Here is a 19,443-nt window from a genome sequence, read left to right on the forward strand (position 1 = left end):
AGTCAGCGTGCGGGTCAGTTGCTGACGACCGTACCGATGCGCTCCCCGCGGATGGCGGCCGCGACGTTGCCCTCGCCCTCCATGCCGAAGACGTGCATCGGCATGCCGTTGTCCATGCAGAGCGAGAACGCCGTCGCGTCGACGACCTTCAGGCCCTGCAGCAGGGCGTCCTGGTACGTGACGTGGTGCAGCTTCTCGGCGGTGGCGTCCTTCTTCGGGTCGGCGGTGTACACACCGTCCACGCCGTTCTTGGCCACGAGGACCTCGTGCGCGTCGATCTCGAGCGCACGCTGGGCGGCGACCGTGTCGGTCGAGAAGTACGGCAGGCCCGCACCGGCACCGAAGATCACGATGCGCCCCTTCTCGAGGTGCCGCTCGGCGCGCCGCGGGATGTACGGCTCTGCGACCTGGGTCATGCTGATCGCGGACTGCACTCGGGTCGCCGCTCCGGCCTGCTCCAGGAAGTCCTGGAGCGCGAGCGCGTTCATCACGGTGCCGAGCATGCCCATGTAGTCGGCACGACCGCGGTCCATGCCGCGCTGCGAGAGCTCGGCACCGCGGAAGAAGTTGCCGCCGCCGACCACGATGGCCACCTCGACGTCCTGCGCGGCCTGCGCGATCTCCTTGGCGATGGTGCTGATGACGTCCGGGTTCACCCCGAGGGACCCCGCCCCGAACGCCTCCCCCGACAGCTTCAGCAGGACCCGGCGGCGTCCGGTCTTCTCGTTCGTCATGTGGCGCACCCTTCGTCGAATGTCTCGTGGGAATCTACCCGGCCGCAGCCGGTCCGGCGGAGGAGGTCGTGCCTCCCGGCCGGCTCCGCGCGTGTCGCAGCGCGCAGAAAACGGGGCCCGGAACCGATGTGGTTCCGAGCCCCGTCACGGGTTCGTTACGCGCCGACCTTGACGCGGGCGAAGCCCTGGATCGTCAGACCGGCGTTCTCGGCGGCCTTCGCGACGGACAGCTTGTTGTCCTTCGCGTAGTCCTGCTCGAGGAGCGCGACCTGCTTGCGGTACGCGTTGAGGCGACCCTCGACGATCTTCGGCAGGGCGGCCTCCGGCTTGCCCTCCTCGCGCGTGATCGCCTCGACGGTCGCGCGCTCCTTCTCGATGGCCTCGGCCGGGATCTCGTCGCGGGTCAGGTACGTCGGGTTCGCGAACGCGACGTGCTGGGCGATCGACCGCGCCTCGGCGGCGTCGGAGCCCGCGTAGGCGATGACGACGGCGATCTGCGGCGGCAGGTCCTGGCTGGTCTTGTGCAGGTAGACCTCGAAGGCGTCGCCCTCGACACGGACGACGGTGCGCAGCGCGAGCTTCTCACCCAGCGCGGCGGCGGCCTCGTCGATCGTCTCGGCGACGGTCTTGCCGTCGAGCGGCGCGGCGTTGCCGGCCTCGACGTCGGACGCACCGGCGGCGGCGACCGCGGCCACGACCTTGTCGGCGAGGGTGGTGAACTTCTCGTTCTTCGCGACGAAGTCGGTCTCGCTCGCGAGCTCGACGACGGTGGCGGCGCCACCCTCGGTCGTCGCGACGACGACACCCTCGGAGGTCGCACGGTCGTCGCGCTTGGCGACGGCCTTCGCGCCCTTGATGCGGAGCAGCTCGACGGCCTTGTCGTAGTCGCCGTCGGCCTCGACGAGCGCGTTCTTCGCGTCCATCATGCCGGCCCCGAGGTCCTCACGGAGCTTCTTCACGTCAGCAAGGCTGTAGTTGGCCATTGACTGGAGTCCTTTCTGGACTGGTGTTGTGGAGAGAGAGGGAAGGGGCGCCGAGCCGACCGGCCCGGCGCCCCCGGTGACTACTCGGCCGAGGTGGCTTCGGCGTTCTTGGCCTCGTCGGCGATCGGCTCGCCGATCTCCTTCGCGGCGACCTGCGCGTCGGCGTCGTTCTCCTCGACGGGAGCCTCGGCTGCGGGGGCGGCCTCGGCTGCCGGAGCGGCCTGCGCGCCACCCTGCTCACCGGAGAGGAGCTCCTGCTCCCACTCGGCCAGCGGCTCGGCCGTCTCCTCGTCGCCGCCGTTGTGGCGGGTCTTCAGGCCCTCGGCCGCGGCGTCGGCGACGATGCGGGTCAGGAGACCGACGGAGCGGATCGCGTCGTCGTTGCCCGGGATCGGGTAGGTGATCTCGTCGGGGTCGCAGTTGGTGTCGAGGATGCCGATGACCGGGATCCCGAGCTTCTGCGCCTCGTCGATCGCGAGGTGCTCCTTCTTGGTGTCGACGACCCAGAGCGCGCTCGGGGTCCGCGTGAGGTTGCGGATACCACCGAGGGTCTTGTGGAGCTTGTCCAGCTCGCGCTTCTTGATGAGGAGCTCCTTCTTGGTGAAGCCCTTCGTCGTGTCGTCGAAGTCGATCTCCTCGAGCTCCTTCATGCGCGCGAGGCGCTTGGAGACCGTCTGGAAGTTCGTGAGCAGACCGCCGAGCCAACGCTGGTTGACGTACGGCTGGCCGACGCGGGTCGCCTGCTCGGCGATGGAGCCCTGCGCCTGCTTCTTGGTGCCCACGAAGAGGATCGTGCCACCGTGCGCGACCGTCTCCTTGACGAAGTCGTACGCGCGGTCGATGTAGGCCAGCGACTGCTGCAGGTCGATGATGTGGATGCCCGAGCGCTCGGCGAGGATGAAGCGCTTCACCTTCGGGTTCCACCGACGGGTCTGGTGTCCGAAGTGGACGCCGCTGTCGAGCAGCTGGCGGATGGTGACGACGGCCATGCCGTCCCTCCTTGTTCTCGGCACACGACTGTTCGGCCGTGCGCACGGTTGCGGTTGTGTCGGTCGCGACCGGTGGCCGTGACCCCTGGCGCCCTGTCCGCGCGGCCGCCCGCTCGTGAGAGCAGGACCGGTGGCCGCGGAACGTGTCGTGGCGAGAGCACTGCTGTTGGACGAGCACTGCTGTTGCACGAGCACTGTGGACGCGCGAAGTCAGCGCGCCGGAGCGCGCTGCGGTCGCAATGTTAGCAGGTCCGGACGCCCAGGCCGTCGCCGGACACGACGGAGCCGGGACGCACGGGAGGCGCGGTGCGGGTCCGACCCGCACCGCGCCTCCCGTCAGGTGGTGACGCCGGTGGACGCTACTTCGCCGACACCGTGTCGCCCTCTGCCGTGATGCCCATCTCCTCGAGGGAGCGGCCCTTCGTCTCCGGGATCTTCGCGATGACGAAGAACAGCGAGAGCAGGGCGAACAGGGCGTAGATGCCGTAGGTCACCGTCAGGTTGAAGCCGGAGAGCACCGGGAACGAGATCGTGACCACGAAGTTCGCGATCCAGTTGGCGGCCGAGCCGACGCCGAGCGCGGTCGCGCGGATGCGGTTCGGGAACATCTCGCCGAGCAGGACCCACATGAGCGGACCCCAGGTGGCGCCGAAGGAGACCACGAACAGGTTCGCGAAGATCAGCGCGATGATGCCCCAGGAGCCGGGCAGGCTCGGCGCGCCGTCCACGATCGTGGCCTGCGAGAACGCGATCGCGACCATCGTGAGCGAGACGAACATGCCCGACGAGCCCGCCACGAGCAGCGGCTTCCGGCCGAGCTTGTCCACGGTGAAGATCGCGATGAACGTGACGGCGACGTTGACGATCGACGTGATCGTCGAGATGAGGAACGAGTCGCTCTCCTTGAACCCGACCGCCTGCCAGAGGGTCGTCGAGTAGTAGAAGATCACGTTGATGCCGACGAACTGCTGCAGCACGGCGAGGATGATGCCGACCCAGACGATGGGCTGCAGGCCGAAGCGGTTGCCCCGGATGGAGCCCTTCTTCTCGTTGGCCTCCTTCTTGATGCCGTCCTGGATCTCCTCCAGGCTCGTGTTCACGGTGTCACGCGGGACGATCTTGCCCATGACCTCACGGGCGTCGTCGGCACGGCCCTTCGAGAGCAGGAAGCGCGGGGACTCCGGCAGGGTGATCGCGAGCACGCCGTAGACGACGGACGGCACGACACCGACGAGGAACATCCATCGCCAGGCGGCGAGGCCGAGGACCTGCTCCGAGGCGCCACCGGCGGTCACCGCGAAGAGCTGGTCGGAGAGCAGGGCGGCGAAGATGCCGAGCGTGATGGCGAGCTGCTGGAAGGACGCCAGTCGGCCGCGGATCGCCTTCGGGGAGACCTCGGAGATGTACGCGGGGGCGATCACCGACGCGGTACCGATGCCGAGGCCACCGACGAGACGCCAGATGACGAGGTCCCAGGTCGCGAACGCGAAGGCGGAGCCGATCGAGCTGACGAAGAACAGCACCGCTGCCCAGAACATGACGCGCGTCCGGCCCCAGCGGTCGGCCAGGCGACCGGCGAAGTAGGCACCGAAGGCACAGCCGATGAGCGCGGAGGCGACCGCGAAGCCGCTGGCGGCCTCGGACAGGCCGAACTCGCCCTTGATCGCGTCGACGGCTCCGTTGATGACGGAGGAGTCGAATCCGAAGAGGAAGCCGCCGACTGCCGCCGCGATGGCGAACAGGGTGACCTTCCCCTTGAACGCACGGTCCTCGCCGTGCTGGGTGGACGTGTTCGACACGGTGCTCCAGGTTCTTGCCGCCGTGCTGGGTGGCGCACGGTGCCCCGGCGGTCGGCTGGTTCGCCGTCCGAGCGGCGTTGCGTGTTCCGGAGCGGCCCCGACTGTACTCGCTGGCGGCTCGCGGGGCACATCGGGGCGCGGCGGCGCGGCGGCGCGGCGACGCATGCGGGGTTGGACGCGTTCTGGGGTCGCCGTGGATCGCACGGGTTCGCCGACGTTGCACGCGTCGATGGACGCGTGTCGTGTCGCAGCCGGCACCGCGAGGGGACGTGGTGCGGCGCGGCGCCGTCCGACAGCCGTCCCTGCACAGCCCTGGAGGCAGCGGGCACCGTCCCCAGATCGGCCTGCCGCCGCCCGTGCCCGGGTGCGTCTCGACGACCCTCGTCACATGAGACGGTCACCGCTCCTCCCTCGGCCCGGGCGGCCGGGTGGGCTCCTCGTCCTCGCGGTCGCACTCCTGGTCGCACTCGCGGGTCCGCTCGTGGTCGCGCTCGCGAGTGCGCTCCTGTCGGGGCACCCGGCGACGTCCGACGAGGCTGGCCGCTCGGCCGGAACGATCGTGGCGAGCGAGGACGTCGCTCCGGCGCCGTGGGTCTGGCCGACGGGCACGCGCGAGGTGGTCCGACCGTTCGAGGCACCCGCGGACGACTACGCGCCCGGTCACCGCGGCATCGACCTGGCTACGTCCGTCGGTACCCCTGCGGTCGCGGTGGCGGACGGCACGGTGTCGTTCGCCGGGCAGGTCGCCGGCAGGGGCGTCGTGACCATCGACCACGGTGAGGGCCTCGTGAGCACGCTGGACTCCGTCGAACCCTCGGTGGCGACGGGCGACGCCGTCCAGCAGGGGATGGTGGTCGGTGTCGTCACGGTCGGACACTGTCCCGCCGCCGATCCGTGCCTGCACCTCGGCGCACGGGTCGAGGGTCGCTACGTCGATCCGCTGCGGTTCCTGTCGCCGGCTGCCTGGCCGGTCCTGCTCCCGGAGTCGGCGTGGCCGGGGTGACGTGCCGGAGGCCGCGAGGCCGCGAGGCCGTGCGGCGGAACGGCGTCGGGCCTCCCGCCCGGCCGTTCGCCGTCAAGCGCGGGGGTGCGCCGTTCGGTAGACCTCCCGGAGCCGGGCGGACGAGACGTGCGTGTAGATCTGCGTCGTCCCGAGGCTCGCGTGCCCGAGGAGCTCCTGCACGGCCCGGAGGTCCGCTCCCCCGTCGAGCAGGTGCGTCGCCGCGGTGTGCCGGAAGGTGTGCGGCCCGCTCGGACCCGCGCCCGGCAGGTCTCCGAGCGCTCGAGCGACCACCCGGTACACGCTGCGGACCCCGAGTCGGCCACCCCGGTCGCCGAGGAAGAGCGCGGGCCCGCCGGAGCGCTGCACCTGCTGCTCGGAGGGGTCCGGCTGCGGGGAGGTGTCCGACTGCCGGGCGGGGGCCGGTGACCGCTCGGCAGCGCGCGCAGCGAGGACCGGGCGCCCCCGTTCGAGCCAGGCCTCGAGCGCGTCCCTTGCGGGCACGCCGAACGGCACCACCCGTTCCTTGCCGCCCTTGCCGAGCACTCGCACGGTCAGGCGGTCTCGGTCGACGTCCTCGACGCCGATGCCGACGAGCTCGCTCACCCGGATCGCCGCGGCGTAGAGCAGTTCGACGACCGCCAGGTCGCGGAGCGCAGCAGGGTCGTCCGTGTCCGCCCGAGCCTCGAGTCCGTCGAGCACCGTCCGGACCTGGTCGGTCGACACGACGCGCGGCAGGTGCCCCGCCCCCTTCGGCGCGCGCAGCCGGGCGCCGGGGTCGGTGTCGAGCAGACCGGTCTCGCTGGCCCAGCGGGTGAACGCCCGCACCGACGACGACCGGCGCGCGATCGTGGACCGGGCGAGCCCGCGTCGGTCCGCTTCCCACAGCCAGTCGCGGAGCACCTCGAGACCGAGGTCCGCGGTGGCGGCGATCCGCCGCTCGTCGGCGAACTGCACCAGCTGGTCGAGGTCGTTCGCGTAGGCACGGACGGTCTGGTCGCTCAGACCCCGGGCGCCACGGACGTGGTCGAGGAACGACTCCACCGCCGCCACGAGTCGCCCGTCCGTCTGCTCCGCCACGGGCCCCAGGGTAAGCGTCCGGCGCCGTCACGACCTGGTCCACCCGCCGACGGTGTGCGTGACGAGCCCCTGCAGTTCGGCCAGCGCGAGCGCGTCCGCCACCGCACCCGCCGACATGCCCGAGCGCACGGCGATCTCCTGCTCGCCGAGCGCCCGCCGTCCCAATGCGTCCAGGACCCGGACCACCTCGGGGTCCTGCCGACCACCGATCGGCTCGTCGGCGTGCGTCGGCCCAGCGTCCCTCGACGGGTGTCCTCGCCCGGATCCGCGTCGTCCGACGACGGCCTCGACGGGGTCGCCCGGACCCACGACGATCTGAGCACGCCCCTGCGCCACGAGACGGTGGCACCCGACCGACGCCGACGACGAGAACGCCCCCGGGACGGCGAACACGGGTCGGCCGAGCTGCGCAGCGTGGTGCGCCGTGTTCAACGCGCCCGAGCGGGCCCCGGCCTCGACCACGACGGTCGCCGCACCCAGCGCCGCGATCAGTCGGTTCCGTGCGAGGAACCGCCACCGTGTCGGCCGGGTACCCGGCGGGGACTCGGCCAGCAGGCTGCCCTGCCGTGCGACGTTCCGCAGCAGTTCGACGTTGCCCGTCGGGTAGAGCTGGTCGATCCCGCCGGCCAGGACCGCCACCGTCGGCGTGCCCGCCGCGACCGCGACCCGGTGCGCGGTCGCGTCGATGCCGTAGGCCCCACCGCTCACCACCGTGCACCCGGCGTCGGCGGCGGCCGAGGCGATCTCCGCGGTCGCCTCGGCCCCTGCGACGGTGTTCGCCCGCGAGCCGACGACGGCCAGGGCAGGACCGGAGGCCCGACGCCCCGACCGCGTCCAGAGCACGACGGGCGCGTGCGGCCCGAGGTCGTCGACGCCGGTGGGCCACCCGGCCGTGCCCGGCACGACGAGCCGCGCACCGACCGCGCGCGCGGCCTCGAGCGTCGTCAGCACGTCGACCCGGGCGAGCCGTGGGCGCCAGCGCTCGAGGGCGACCCGCAGCGTGCGGGCGAAGGGTGCCGGGGACTCAGCCCCCGGGACACCCCGGTCGATGCAGGAGTCGAGCAGGCCCACGGGTCCGTCGTCGCACGCCGACCGGACGAGCGCGAACGAGCGCTCGGCCCCGAGTCCCTGGACGAGCATCCCCGCCACCGCGTCCCCCGGCTCCACGACGGCCGACCACGCCACGCGCGCCGCTGCCTCCACCGGGTCCACCGCGTCGGCCACAGCCCGACCGAGGAGCACCGCGACCGTCTCGAGCAGGTCGGGCGCCCCGGTCACAGCGCACTCCGGAGGGCGAGGGCCTCGCGCACGTGCCGTTCGCCCGGCCGGTCGTCCCCCTGCAGGTCCGCGAGCGTCCAGGCGAGGCGCATCGTCCGGTCCCAGCCGCGCATCGTCAGCGTGCCGAGGTCGAGCGCCTGGTCGAGCGCCGTCGTCGCCCGCCGGTCCACCCGCCCGGGGCCGCGGAGCCACGCCCCCGACACCTCGGCGTTCCGGGTCCACCCCGTACCGACGAGCCTGGTGCGCATCGCGTGGCGTGCCGCCTCGACGGTCGCTCGAGCCTGCGCCGTGCTGGGCGTCGTGCCGTCCTCACCGCGGATCAGGCCGGTGGTCACCCGCGGCACGCGCACCCGGATGTCGATGCGGTCGAGCAACGGCCCGGACATGCGGCCGAGGTACCGGCGGACGGTGGCCGGCGCGCACTCGCACGGTTGCCGCATCGAGCCGGCGTTGCCGCACGGACACGGGTTCGCCGCGAGCACGACCTGACAGCGTGCGGGGAACTCGGCGGCCCCGGCGGCCCGGTGCACCGTGATCCGTCCGGACTCCAGGGGCTGTCGCAGCGCGTCGAGCACCGCGCGCGGGAACTCCGGGGCCTCGTCGAGGAACAGCACGCCCTGAGTCGCGCGCGAGACGGCGCCCGGTCGGACCGTGCCGGAGCCGCCACCGATGAGGGACACCGCGGACGCCGAGTGGTGCGGGGCCTCCCACGGAGGTCTCGTGGTCCACGATGCGACCCCGTGCCCGGCGACCGACCGCACCGCCGCGACCTCGAGCGCCGCGTCGTCGTCGAGGTCCGGCAGCAGGCCCGGCAGCCGTTCCGCGAGCATCGTCTTGCCGGCGCCCGGCGGTCCCACGAGCAGGGCGTGGTGTCCGCCGGCGGCCGCCGCGACGAGGGCACGGACGCCGGTGGGGTTGCCCACGACCTCGGCCAGCTCGGCGACGGGTGATCGCTCGGGGAGGACCGGCGGCGCGGCGACCGGGTCGACCTCGACCGGCGGGAGGAGCGCCCCGGCGTCGATCGCGGCGGCACGGAGCGAGTCCACGGCGCGGACGTCCACACCGCGCACGAACCGGGCCTCCTCGGCGTTCCCCGTGGGGAGCACCACCCGCTCGGCTCCGGCGTCCCGTGCCGCGAGCAGCATCGGCACGACCCCGGGTACGGGCCGGAGTCGCCCGTCGAGCCCGAGCTCCCCGATGTACACGACCCGTTCGCTCACGCAGGGCGCGACGTCCGCGCCGGCGAGCACCGCCATGGCGATCGCCAGGTCGAAGCCCGATCCGCGCTTCGGGATCGCCGCCGGCGTCAGGTTGACCGTGATCCGCCGGGCCGGCAGGGGCGCCCCGGCGTTCGCCGCTGCGGCCCGGACCCGCTCTCGGGCCTCGCCCAACGAGGTGTCCGGCAGTCCGATGATGCTGAAGGCGGGCAGCTGGCTCGTCAGGTGCGCCTCGACCTCGATCCGCCGTCCGGTCACGCCGAGCAGGGCGACCGCGGCGGACCGACCGATGCCGGTCACAGGATCCCCGTCAGGTGCTCGATGCCGTGCCGGTCACCGGCCACGTGCACCGCCAGCGCATCGAGACGGACCGCCGGGGCGTGCGTGTCGGGATGCGCCGCGAACCACATCGGCACCAGCCGTCGGAGGCGCGCGGTCTTCGCCGTGGTGATCGCCTCGAACGGGTGCCCGGTCGCCGTGCCCGCTCGCGTCTTGACCTCGATGAACACGAGTGTCCGCCCGTGCCAGGCGACCACGTCGACCTCGCCGCGTGCGCACCGCCAGTTTCGTTCCACCAATCGGTACCCGCGCGCCGTGAGCCATTCCACCGCGCGGTCCTCGCCGTACTGCCCCAGTGTTCGTCGTTCCATGTCGTTGCCTCCACCGACGACGATGCGGCAATGCATCCGGCGCCGTCGGTCGGATGGCGGAACTGTGGATGAGCACTCTTGATGGAAATGTTGTGCAGGAATGACGAGACCCCGGATGTCGTCAGGACATCCGGGGTCTCGTGAGGTCGTGCGTCAGTGCGCGGCTGCGTACGCTTCCTGCACCTGGGTCGAGATACGGCCGCGGCTCGAGACCTCGTACCCGTTCTCCTTCGCCCAGTCGCGGATCTTCGCGAGTTCCTCGGAGTTCCCGCGCTTGGGTGCGGACTTCGGCGCGGAACCACTGCTGCCACCGGAACGACGACCGGAGACCTTCCGTGCCGCTGCGACGTAGTCCGAGATCGCTTCGCGGAACTTGTCCACGTTGTCGTCGGACAGGTCGATCTCGTAGTTCGAACCGTCGAACGCGAATTCCACGGTGCGGCCTTCGCCGGCGGCGATGGGCGAATCGTCGAGGTCGTCGACGAGCTGGACGGTGACCTTCTGTGCCATGTCGTGCTCCTGGGTCGAGGGGTGGTGATCCCCGTGACGGTGGGTCACGGGAAAAGCTTCACCACCACCGTAGCGCGACAATTGCGGGAATGTCGTCGGAAGAAGCCCGAGTCGCAATTCCAGAAAAGCTGTGGATCACTCGTCGAGTGCGAGTTCCTTGGGCAGTTCGAGTTCCCGCGACGTGAGTTCCTCGACGTTCACGTCCTTGAACGTGAGGACACGCACGGACTTCACGAACCGGTCGGAACGGTAGACGTCCCACACCCACACGTCGTTCATCGTGAGCTCGAAGTAGAAGTCGTGCTCGGTGTCACGGCGGACGAGGTCGACCTCGTTCGCCAGGTAGAACCGCCGCTCGGTCTCGACCACGTACCGGAACTGCGACACGACGTCGCGGTACTCGCGGTACAGGGCAAGTTCGACCTCGCGGTCGTAGTCGTCGAATTCGTCGTCATCCATCGCCCGCACAGTCTACGGCGAGCCGACCGACGATGGACGACGAGGTGGGTCAGCCGGTGACGGCCAGCTCGTCGAACCCGTCCAGGGCGACGCTCGACGCCTGGTGCAGCCAGCTCTTCCGGTGCAGCGCGTGCGCCCCGACGGACCGGATCCCGTCGTAGTGCGCCGTGGACCCGTACCCCTTGTTCGACGCCCACCCGTAGTGCGGAGCCCCCTCGTGCGCAGCGACCATCAGGGCGTCGCGCTCGACCTTCGCCACCACGGACGCTGCGGCGACGGAGGCGCAGTCGCGGTCCGCCTTCACGCGCACCACGACGTCGAGCGGCCGGGCGGACGGGACCAGTGCTGTGGGGACGGCACGGGACAACCAGTCGAACGAGCCGTCCAGCACCACGACGGCGTCGTCGAGGCACAGCCCGTCGTCGACGAGCGCGCCGAGCGCCGCCGCACCGGCCTGGCCGAGCGCGGGGACGATCCCCTGCTGGTCGACCACGTCCGCCGTCGCCATGCCCACGGCGGTCCGTGCCCACCGTCGGACGACGGGCTCGAGCTCGGTGCGCCGAGCGGCTGACAGCAGTTTCGAGTCGGCGAGCCCCTGGGGCACGCGTCCGATGTCGATCGTCACCGCCGCGACCCCGACGGCCACCGGACCGGCGATCGCCCCACGGCCGACCTCGTCCATGCCGATCACGGTCACGCGACCGGAGCCGAGCAGCTTCTTCTCGACCCGGAGCGATGGCCGGACCGGGGTCACCGGTCCTTCTCCTCCACACCCGCGAACACGTCGGGGTAGTCGTCGAGCCACGTCCAGCGGCTCGTGGGCCACGAGATGACGAACGCCCTGCCGGTGACGTCCGACAGCGGCACGAAGCCCTTCGACGGGGTGTCGCGGTTGTAGCGCGAGTCCTTCGAGTCGTTGCGGTTGTCGCCCATCACCCAGATCGTGCCCTCGGGGACGGTCACCGAGAACGGGTCGGCCGACGCCGGGGCGCCGCTCGGCAGCAGCGTGTACGGCTCCTTGATGGGCACGCCGTTCACGGACATCTGCCCGAGGTCGTTGCAGCACGTGACCTTGTCCCCCGGCAGGCCGATGACCCGCTTGATGAGGTGGTCGTCGCTGTCGCCGGTCCCGAGACCGACCTGGGTGAGGAGCCAGTCGATCGCCTTCGCCGGCTGCGTGGTCGGCGCGACGCCCGGCACGTTCGTGCCGGTCAACCAGCCGCCCGGGTCCTTGAAGACCACGACGTCACCGCGCTTGAGCGACACCACGTCCGGCACGAGCTCGTTGACGATCACCCGGTCGTTCACCTGCAGTGTGTTCTCCATCGACTCCGACGGGATGTAGAACGACCGGATCAGGAACGTCTTGACGAGGAACGAGACGAGCAGTGCCGCGAGGAAGATGATGACGAGGTCCCGCAGGAACGTCAGGACGCCGTTGCCCTTGTGCTCAGCCCGTGGGCGGCGTCCCGATCCTTCGGTGGTGTCCGTCATGTCCGCTCTCGTTCACATGCACGCTCGACCAGCGTGCCGACCCACACCCGCACTCGTCGGACGTGGAAGACCCTGCGCTCCGTGGAGCGCGCACAACGGGAAAGCCCCCCGTCGATGCACAACCGTACATCGGCGGGGGGCGTCCAGTGGAACCCGGCTCGCGGGCCCTCACTGTGAAGGCGATCAGGCGTCGCGCTTCTCCTTGATCTTGCGGCGGGCCGCCTTGCCGCGGAGCTCGCGCAGGTAGTAGAGCTTCGCGCGACGGACGTCACCGCGGGTGACGACCTCGATGTGGTCGATGATCGGCGAGTGCACCGGGAACCAGCGCTCGACGCCGACCTGGAAGCTCACCTTGCGGACCTTGAAGGTCTCGCCGAGGCCGTGGCCCTGGCGGGCGATGACGACACCCTGGAACACCTGGACACGCGAGCGCGTGCCTTCGATGATGTTGACGTGCACCTTGATGGTGTCGCCGGGGCGGAAGTCCGGGACGTCGGTGCGCAGGGACGCTGCGTCGACGTGGTCGAGGAGCTGCATGTTCGTTCACTCTCTGCGGACGCGCACGGGTCGCCGCGGATCGGTGTGTGGAAAGAAGTGTGCGTGCCCGGAATCGGCGACTCCCCCGTGGCAGAGTCCAGCCAGGGCACAGCGGTCCATCATGCCACAGGGAAGCCCGCTCGCAAAACGACCAGGATGGACGCATGATCGAACTCCGCACCCCCGCCGAGCTGGAGGGCCTGCGCGCCGCCGGACGGTTCGTCGCCGACGTCCTCGACGAGCTGCTCGAGACCGTCGACGTGGGCGTGAACCTGCTCGACCTCGATCGCGTGGCCGCTCGGATGATCGCCGACCGTGGCGCCGTGAGCTGCTACGTCGACTACCACCCCTCGTTCGGCAACTCCCCCTTCGGCCGGAACCTGTGCACGTCGGTGAACGACGCGGCCCTGCACGGCCTGCCGTACGACCGCGTGCTCGTCGACGGCGACCTCGTCAGCCTGGACTTCGCCGCGAGCGTCGACGGCTGGGTGGCGGACTCCGCCGTCACGGTGCAGGTGGGCACGGCCCGCGACGAGGACCAGCGACTCGTCGGGACGGTCGAGCGCGCGCTGCTGGCCGGCATCGAGCAGTTCCGACCGGGCAACAAGCTCGGCGACGTCTCCTACGCCATCGGCAGGGTGGCGAAGGACGCCGGCTACAGCGTCAACACGCAGTTCGGTGGGCACGGCGTCGGCCGCACGATGCACGGTGACCCGCACGTGCCGAACGACGGCCGCCCCGGCCGCGGTCTGAAGCTCCGCACGGGCCTCGTGGTCGCGATCGAGCCGTGGCTCATGCAGGGCACCGACGAACTCGTGCAGGACGAGGACGGCTGGACGCTGAAGAGCGTCGACGGATCCCGTGCCGCGCACGTCGAGCACACCGTGGCGGTCACCGACGACGGTCCCGAGGTGCTCACCCTGCGACGCGCCCAGCGCACCGAGGCGACCGCCTGACGGCCGGGAGGCGCGGCGAGACCCCGCCCCGCGCCTCCCGTCCGTCCATCCATCCGTCGGGACGCGGGCGCCCTCGTCGCGCGACCTGCCGCTCACGATCCAGCCCGGCGGCACGTCGCGCGACCGGAACGTGCGCCGGCGGCACGTCGCGCGACCGCAACGTGCAGGAACGGCACGTCGTGCGACCGGAACGGCGCGGAGCACCACTGCCGGACCAGCCGGCGCAGAGCGCGCGGCGACGCGGCCGGCGCTACGCGTCGGGCAGCAGGTCCGGGCGGACGCGACGGGTCCGCTCCACCTGCTGCTCGTGCCGCCAGGCGGCGACGCGCGCGTGGTGCCCGCTGAGCAGGACGTCCGGCACCTCGAGGTCCCGCCAGAGGGCCGGCTTCGTGTACGACGGGTACTCGAGCAGGCCGTCCTCGTGGGACTCCTCGACGAGTGACTCCGGGTTGCCGACGACCCCGGGGACGAGACGGCCGACCGCCTCGATCATCGCCATGGCCGCGACCTCGCCGCCGTTCAGCACGTAGTCACCGAGCGAGAGCTCGACGACCGAGCACCGCTCGGCCGCCCACGCGAACACGCGGGCATCGATGCCCTCGTACCGCCCGCAGGCGAACACGAGGTGGTCGTGCTCGGACGCGAGCGACCGGGCGATCGACTGACGGAAGGGGGTGCCGGCCGGCGTGGGGACGACGAGCGTCGACGAACCGTCCTCGCGCAGGATCGACGACAGCGCCTGCGCCCACGGCTCGGGCTTCATCACCATGCCCGCGCCACCGCCGTACGGGGTGTCGTCGACCGTGCGGTGCCGGTCGGTCGTCCAGTGCCGCAGGTCGTGCACGTGCACGTCGAGCAGCCCGTCCGAGCGGGCCTTGCCGAGCAGCGAGACGTCGAGGACGGAGAAGAACTCCGGGAAGATCGTGACGATGTCGATGCGCACGATCAGCCCTCGCGGTCGGTCGGCGTGACCGTCTCGGGCCGCGAGGTGTCCTCGGGGTCCTCGAACAGTCCCGTCGGGGGCGTCACCGTGACGGTCCCGGCCGTGATGTCGACCGTCGGCACGATCGCCGAGACGAACGGCACCAGGACCTCGCCGCGCGACGGGGTGTCGATCGCGAGCAGGTCCTGCGCGGGCAGGTGGTCGACGCGGGCGACCGTACCGACCTCGACGCCGTCGCGGAGCACGCGCAAGCCGACCAGCTGGTGGTCGTACCAGGCGTCGTCCTCACCGGTCTCGGCGTCGGCGTCCTGCTCGACCCAGAGGATCGCCCGCGCGAGGGACTCAGCGGCGGTGCGGTCCGCGACGCCCTCGAAGAAGGCGACCGGGTGGCCGTTGTACCAGCGGAGCTCGTCGATGGTCAGGGTCTTGCCCGACCACGGCGAGTCCGAGGGGACCTGGAGCGTGAACTCCGCCCCCGGCGTGAACCGACGATCCGGGTCGTCGGTGTAGAGCTCGAGCTTGATGCCGCCCTTGAGCCCGTGCGCCTTCGTGATGCGACCCACCCGGAGTTGGGTCGTCTCCCTAGGAATCGGTGTCGACCACGTCGACCCGCACCCGCTTGCCGTCGGCGAGAGCCGAGACGAGGGTGCGGAGCGCCTTTGCGGTCCGTCCGGCGCGACCGATCACGCGACCGAGGTCCTCGGGGTGCACACGCACCTCGAGGACCTCGCCACGCGCAGAGGTGGAACTGGCGACGCGGACGTCGTCCGGGTGATCGACGATCCCCTTGACGAGGTGCGTCAGCGCAGAGTCGAGCAAGGAATCAGGCCTCGGTCGTCTCTGCGGCGTCGTCGGCCGACTCGGCCGGAGCGGCGGCGGGGGCCGTCTTCTCCGACTTCGGCTTCAGGACGGCCTTCTTGGCGGTGTCCGCGACGAAGGCCTGCTTCGGCTCGGCGACCTTGACGGTGGACTCGGTGTTGCCCTCGCCCTTGAACTTGCCCCAGTCGCCGGTGAGCTTGAGGAGCGCCGCGACCTGCTCGGTCGGCTGCGCGCCGACGCCGAGCCAGTAGAGCGCACGCTCGGACTCGATCTTGATGACCGAGGGCTCCTCGGTCGGGTGGTACTGACCGATCTCCTCGATCACACGACCGTCGCGCTTGGTGCGCGAGTCGGCGACGACGATGCGGTAGTAGGGCGCACGGATCTTGCCGAGACGCTTGAGACGGATCTTGACAGCCACAATTACTCCTGTTGCGTGTTGTTGTGGTTGAACCGGAACCGCGGGCGTGGGGGCACGCGCGGTGGAAGCTCGAAGGAAGTCGCGACCTGCTGGATAGAGGGTCGAGCAGACGCGATTCGACCGTTCATTCTTGCAGGTTTCCGCCGGAGAAGCGAGCCGGGACGCGCCGTGGCCGCCGTGTCGTCACGGTGCGAGGGCGCGAACGGCCGCGATCGCCTCGCTCGTGGCACGGACCGCGTCGACGCTCCTGGCGTCCCGGGCACCGCCGACGACGGCGTACGGCACCCCCGCTGCGGCCAGGCCCGGTGCGAGCCCTCCCCCTGCGACGGCGACCCCCGACGCCTCCTCGGCCTCGTCGCCCTCGACCGCGGGTGCACGTTCCTGCCCGGCGCACACGACGACGTGGTCGGCCGGTACCGCGGTCTCCCGACCGTCCTCGTCCCGGATCCACAGCGTCCCGGGCTCGATGCGCAGGTACTCCTGCACCCCGCCGACCATCCGCACCCCGGCGTCGCGCAGTCGTCCGACCGCCACCCAGCGCGAGGTGATGCCGATCCCCTGGCCGAACTTCCCGGACCGACGGAGCACCGTGACGTCGGCGCCGGGGCGGAGCGTCCGTGCCACCGCGGGAAGCCGTTGCGGTACGTCGCCGACCAGGTCGTCGGCGACGGTGACGTCCCACCGCGCCGCGAACTCTGCCGCGCGCACCGCCTCGTCGGGCGACTCGACCAGGAAGGCCGCCGTGTCGACCCCGATGCCGCCGCCGCCGACCACCGCGACGGTGCCGGGCGGGACCCCGTCGCGCAGGGCGTCCTCGTAGGACACCACGTGGGGCAGCTCGGCGCCCGGGACGTCCAGCACGCGGGGCACGACCCCTGCCGCGAGCACCACGGCGTCGCTGTCGAGCAGGTCGGCGACGGTGGCGGCACGGCCGGTGTGCACGGTCGCCCCGCGGTCGCCGAGCTCGGCGCGCGCCGCCCGGACGGTCGCGGCGTAGTCCTCCTTGCCGGGGATCGCCGCGGCCAGGGCGAACTGCCCGCCGAGGGCGTCGGTCGCCTCCCACAGCGTCACGGCGTGCCCGCGCCGCGCGGCATCCACCGCGGCGGCCAGCCCGGCCGGGCCACCGCCGACCACGTCGACGCGCTTCGGCTCGACGGTCGGCCGGAGCGGCATGGTCAGCTCGCGGCCGGCGCGGGGGTTCACGAGGCAGGACACGGGCCGTCCGACGATGGAGTGGTCGAGGCACGCCTGGTTGCAGCCGATGCAGGTGTTCACCAGGTCGAAGCGGCCGTCGAGCGATCGGCGGACGATCTCCGGGTCCGCGAGGAACGGACGGGCGAGCGCGACGGCGTCGACCTGCCCGCCGCGGAGCACCGCCTCGCCGTCACGCAGGTCGGTCATCCGGTTCGAGGCGATGACCCGGACCCCGGGGTGCCCCGACGCCCGGACCACCCCCGCGACCCGCTCGGCGTACGCCAGCCACGCCCCGTGCGGCACCGCGGCCTGCACGGTCGGCGTGCGCGACTCGTGCCAGCCGATGCCGACCGAGATCCCGTCGAGTCCCAGCGGCAGCAGGTCGTGCACGAGCGCGTCGACCTCGGCGTCCGTCGTCGACCCGGGCATGAGGTCGGCGCCGGACAGCCGGATCGTGACGGCCAGGTCGGGCACGGTGGTGCGGACGGCCCGGACGACCTCGATCGCGAAGCGGCGGCGTCGCTCGGCGTCCCCACCCCAGTCGTCGTCGCGGAGGTTCGTCAGCGGCGACTGGAACTGGTTGATCAGGTAGCCCTCGGACGCCATGATCTCGACGCCGTCGAAGCCGATCGCCGCGGCAGACCGGGCGGCGGCGGCGAAGTCGTCGATCGTCCGGCGGACCTCGGCGTCGGTGAGCGCGATCGGCTGGACCCCGCGCGCCGCCGCCCACGGCAGCGCCGACGGAGCCACCACGCGCTGGGGTCGGCCGTACCGGTCGACCAGGCCGTTCGCGAGGGCGTACCGGCCGGCGTGGAAGAGCTGGGCGAGCACGGCTCCGCCCTCGTCGTGCACGGCCGCGACGGCGACCCGGAACCGGTCGTCCGCGCCCCCGCTGCCGAACACCGCGAAGTCCGGACCACCACGGGCCTCGTCGCTGATCGCGATCCCGCCGGTGACGATGCAGCCGACGCCGCCCGCCGCGCGCTCGCGGTAGAACGCGGCCATCGCGGCACCGCCGTCGTCGAGGACCTCGAGCCCGGTGTGCATCGACCCCATCACCACCCGGTTCCGCAGGTGGAGCGGTCCGAGGTTCCAGGACGAGGAGAGGACTGCGAGGTCGGGCACGGCAACGCTGCTCATGGCGACCACTCTGCCGGACGACGTGCACGGGACCGAACTCCTTGTGCCGACCCTCCAAGCCGACGGGCAGGATGGCCCCATGGACATCCGCTTCACCGAGTCCCGCCCGTCGACCCTCGGCGTCGAGTGGGAGCTCCCGCTGGTCGACCGCGGCACCGGCGACCTCGCGCCCCGTGCCCCCGCCGTGCTCTCCGCCGTGCAGGAGCGCCTCGTCGATCCCGACAGGGTGACCGAAGAACTCCTCACGAACACCGTCGAGGTGGTCACGGGGGTGCACGACACCGTCGGTGGGGCGACGAGCGAGCTCGCGGGCGTCATCGGCGAGGTGATCGACGCCGCCGAACCGCTCGACGCGCAGGTGATGTGCTCCGGCACCCACCCGTTCGCGCAGTGGGACCAGCAGGAGATCACGGCGGACAGCGAGCACTACACCACGCTGATCGACCGCACGCGCTGGTGGGGTCGGCAGATGCTCATCTGGGGCGTGCACGTGCACGTGGGGATCGACGACCGCGACAAGGCGGTCCCGATCATGAACGCGATGCTCGCGTACGTCCCGCACCTGCAGGCGTTCACCGCGTCGAGCCCGTTCTGGGGCGGGACCGACACCGGGTACGCCTCGAACCGTGCCCTCATGTTCCAGCAGCTCCCCACCGGCGGCCTGCCGCCGGGCATCGACGACTGGACCGGCTTCGAGACCGTCGTCGACGACCTGACGAAGACCGGTGTGATCGACGGGTTCAAGGACCTGCGCTGGGACATCCGCCCGTCGCCGGGGTGGGGGACGCTCGAGAACCGCGTGTCCGACGGCATCTCGACCCTCCACGAGGTCGGCGCCGTGACCGCGTTCGTCCAGTGCCTCGTCACCGCGCTCTCGGACCGCCTCGACCGCGGCGAGACGCTGCCGTCGATGCAGCCGTGGTTCATCCGCGAGAACAAGTGGCGCGCAGCCCGCTACGGCATGGAGGCCGAGATCATCACCGACGCCGCCGGTCACGAGCGCCTGGTCACCGACGAGGTCCACGACCTGGTCCAGCGGCTCGACCCGATCGCCGACCGTCTGGGCTGCCAGCAGGAGCTGCACCACCTGGACACGATGATCGCCGACGGCGCGTCGTACCAGCGGCAGCTGCGGGTGGCGCAGGAGAACGGCGGGGACCTCCGCGCGGTGGTCCGCCACCTGGTGACGGAGCTGCGGGAGTCGCTCTAGACGACACCACGGAACGGACGGGAGGCCCGG

General features: G+C 71.7%; 21 protein-coding genes. 3 read left to right on the top strand and 18 right to left on the bottom strand.

Annotated features, from left to right (window positions below):
- Positions 1-14: 14 nt before the first annotated feature.
- The 4 genes from pyrH to NI26_RS09605 all read right to left on the bottom strand — a co-directional run bounded on the left by pyrH (position 15) and on the right by NI26_RS09605 (position 4,505).
- Positions 15-734, bottom strand: coding sequence for a UMP kinase (gene pyrH / locus NI26_RS09590; RefSeq protein ID WP_058729969.1), 720 nt, complete (start codon positions 732-734; stop codon positions 15-17).
- 155 nt (positions 735-889) lie between these two features.
- Complete coding sequence (gene tsf / locus NI26_RS09595) at positions 890-1,717, bottom strand: translation elongation factor Ts (protein WP_066654809.1); 828 nt, start codon at positions 1,715-1,717, stop codon at positions 890-892.
- Positions 1,718-1,797: 80 nt separating this feature from the next.
- On the bottom strand, positions 1,798-2,706 hold the full coding sequence (gene rpsB, locus NI26_RS09600) for a 30S ribosomal protein S2 (RefSeq protein WP_066654811.1): 909 nt from the start codon (positions 2,704-2,706) through the stop codon (positions 1,798-1,800).
- Positions 2,707-3,065: 359 nt separating this feature from the next.
- Complete coding sequence (locus tag NI26_RS09605) at positions 3,066-4,505, bottom strand: sugar porter family MFS transporter (protein WP_066654813.1); 1,440 nt, start codon at positions 4,503-4,505, stop codon at positions 3,066-3,068.
- 388 nt (positions 4,506-4,893) lie between these two features.
- Here NI26_RS09605 and NI26_RS09610 point away from each other — a divergent pair, with 388 nt between their 5' ends.
- Positions 4,894-5,508 carry a M23 family metallopeptidase gene (locus NI26_RS09610; RefSeq protein WP_066654815.1) on the top strand — a complete coding sequence of 205 codons (615 nt, stop codon included), beginning with the start codon at positions 4,894-4,896 and terminating at the stop codon, positions 5,506-5,508.
- A gap of 72 nt (positions 5,509-5,580) precedes the next feature.
- Here the strand turns inward: NI26_RS09610 and NI26_RS09615 are convergent, their stop codons facing one another.
- From NI26_RS09615 to rplS, 9 genes are all read right to left on the bottom strand, one after another.
- Positions 5,581-6,585, bottom strand: a complete 1,005-nt coding sequence (locus NI26_RS09615) for a tyrosine recombinase XerC (protein ID WP_066654816.1) — start codon at positions 6,583-6,585, stop codon at positions 5,581-5,583.
- A 27-nt stretch (positions 6,586-6,612) separates the two neighbouring features.
- Entirely contained in the window at positions 6,613-7,863 is a 1,251-nt protein-coding gene (gene dprA / locus NI26_RS09620; protein WP_066654817.1) for a DNA-processing protein DprA, read from the bottom strand.
- Positions 7,860-9,380 carry a YifB family Mg chelatase-like AAA ATPase gene (locus NI26_RS09625; RefSeq protein WP_081984920.1) on the bottom strand — a complete coding sequence of 507 codons (1,521 nt, stop codon included), beginning with the start codon at positions 9,378-9,380 and terminating at the stop codon, positions 7,860-7,862. Before NI26_RS09625 ends, dprA begins: the two co-directional genes overlap by 4 nt.
- Entirely contained in the window at positions 9,377-9,730 is a 354-nt protein-coding gene (locus NI26_RS09630; RefSeq protein ID WP_066654820.1) for a YraN family protein, read from the bottom strand. Before NI26_RS09630 ends, NI26_RS09625 begins: the two co-directional genes overlap by 4 nt.
- A 153-nt stretch (positions 9,731-9,883) precedes the next feature.
- Positions 9,884-10,240 carry a histone-like nucleoid-structuring protein Lsr2 gene (locus NI26_RS09635; protein WP_066654821.1) on the bottom strand — a complete coding sequence of 119 codons (357 nt, stop codon included), beginning with the start codon at positions 10,238-10,240 and terminating at the stop codon, positions 9,884-9,886.
- Between the two features lie 135 nt (positions 10,241-10,375).
- Entirely contained in the window at positions 10,376-10,699 is a 324-nt protein-coding gene (locus NI26_RS09640; protein ID WP_058730091.1) for a DUF2469 family protein, read from the bottom strand.
- A 49-nt stretch (positions 10,700-10,748) separates the two neighbouring features.
- Positions 10,749-11,453, bottom strand: a complete 705-nt coding sequence (locus NI26_RS09645) for a ribonuclease HII (RefSeq protein ID WP_066654823.1) — start codon at positions 11,451-11,453, stop codon at positions 10,749-10,751.
- On the bottom strand, positions 11,450-12,193 hold the full coding sequence (lepB, locus tag NI26_RS09650) for a signal peptidase I (RefSeq protein ID WP_066654826.1): 744 nt from the start codon (positions 12,191-12,193) through the stop codon (positions 11,450-11,452). Before lepB ends, NI26_RS09645 begins: the two co-directional genes overlap by 4 nt.
- Positions 12,194-12,376: 183 nt before the next feature.
- The gene (rplS, locus tag NI26_RS09655; RefSeq protein WP_058730094.1) at positions 12,377-12,730 is read right to left on the bottom strand and encodes a 50S ribosomal protein L19; all 354 of its coding nucleotides are present in this window, start codon (positions 12,728-12,730) and stop codon (positions 12,377-12,379) included.
- Positions 12,731-12,894: 164 nt separating this feature from the next.
- Between rplS and map the strand changes: the two genes are divergently transcribed.
- Positions 12,895-13,686, top strand: coding sequence for a type I methionyl aminopeptidase (gene map, locus NI26_RS09660; protein ID WP_066654828.1), 792 nt, complete (start codon positions 12,895-12,897; stop codon positions 13,684-13,686).
- 250 nt (positions 13,687-13,936) lie between these two features.
- On the opposite strand, the gene trmD is transcribed toward map, so the two are convergent.
- The 5 genes from trmD to NI26_RS09685 all read right to left on the bottom strand — a co-directional run bounded on the left by trmD (position 13,937) and on the right by NI26_RS09685 (position 18,203).
- Positions 13,937-14,629, bottom strand: coding sequence for a tRNA (guanosine(37)-N1)-methyltransferase TrmD (gene trmD, locus NI26_RS09665; RefSeq protein WP_066654831.1), 693 nt, complete (start codon positions 14,627-14,629; stop codon positions 13,937-13,939).
- Between the two features lie 2 nt (positions 14,630-14,631).
- The gene (gene rimM / locus NI26_RS09670) at positions 14,632-15,192 is read right to left on the bottom strand and encodes a ribosome maturation factor RimM (protein ID WP_307810335.1); all 561 of its coding nucleotides are present in this window, start codon (positions 15,190-15,192) and stop codon (positions 14,632-14,634) included.
- A 19-nt stretch (positions 15,193-15,211) separates the two neighbouring features.
- A complete protein-coding gene (locus tag NI26_RS09675; protein WP_058730104.1) occupies positions 15,212-15,448 on the bottom strand; it encodes an RNA-binding protein in 237 nt (78 codons plus the stop codon).
- Between the two features lie 4 nt (positions 15,449-15,452).
- A complete protein-coding gene (gene rpsP / locus NI26_RS09680) occupies positions 15,453-15,869 on the bottom strand; it encodes a 30S ribosomal protein S16 (RefSeq protein ID WP_066654835.1) in 417 nt (138 codons plus the stop codon).
- A 183-nt stretch (positions 15,870-16,052) separates the two neighbouring features.
- Complete coding sequence (locus NI26_RS09685; RefSeq protein WP_066658360.1) at positions 16,053-18,203, bottom strand: oxidoreductase; 2,151 nt, start codon at positions 18,201-18,203, stop codon at positions 16,053-16,055.
- Positions 18,204-18,282: 79 nt separating this feature from the next.
- Between NI26_RS09685 and NI26_RS09690 the strand changes: the two genes are divergently transcribed.
- Positions 18,283-19,413 (top strand): glutamate--cysteine ligase, encoded by a 1,131-nt coding sequence (locus tag NI26_RS09690; protein ID WP_066654837.1) that lies wholly within the window; start codon positions 18,283-18,285, stop codon positions 19,411-19,413.
- Positions 19,414-19,443: the final 30 nt, after the last annotated feature.

The organism is Curtobacterium sp. MR_MD2014, assembly GCF_000772085.1.
Classification (GTDB): Bacteria; Actinomycetota; Actinomycetes; order Actinomycetales; family Microbacteriaceae; genus Curtobacterium.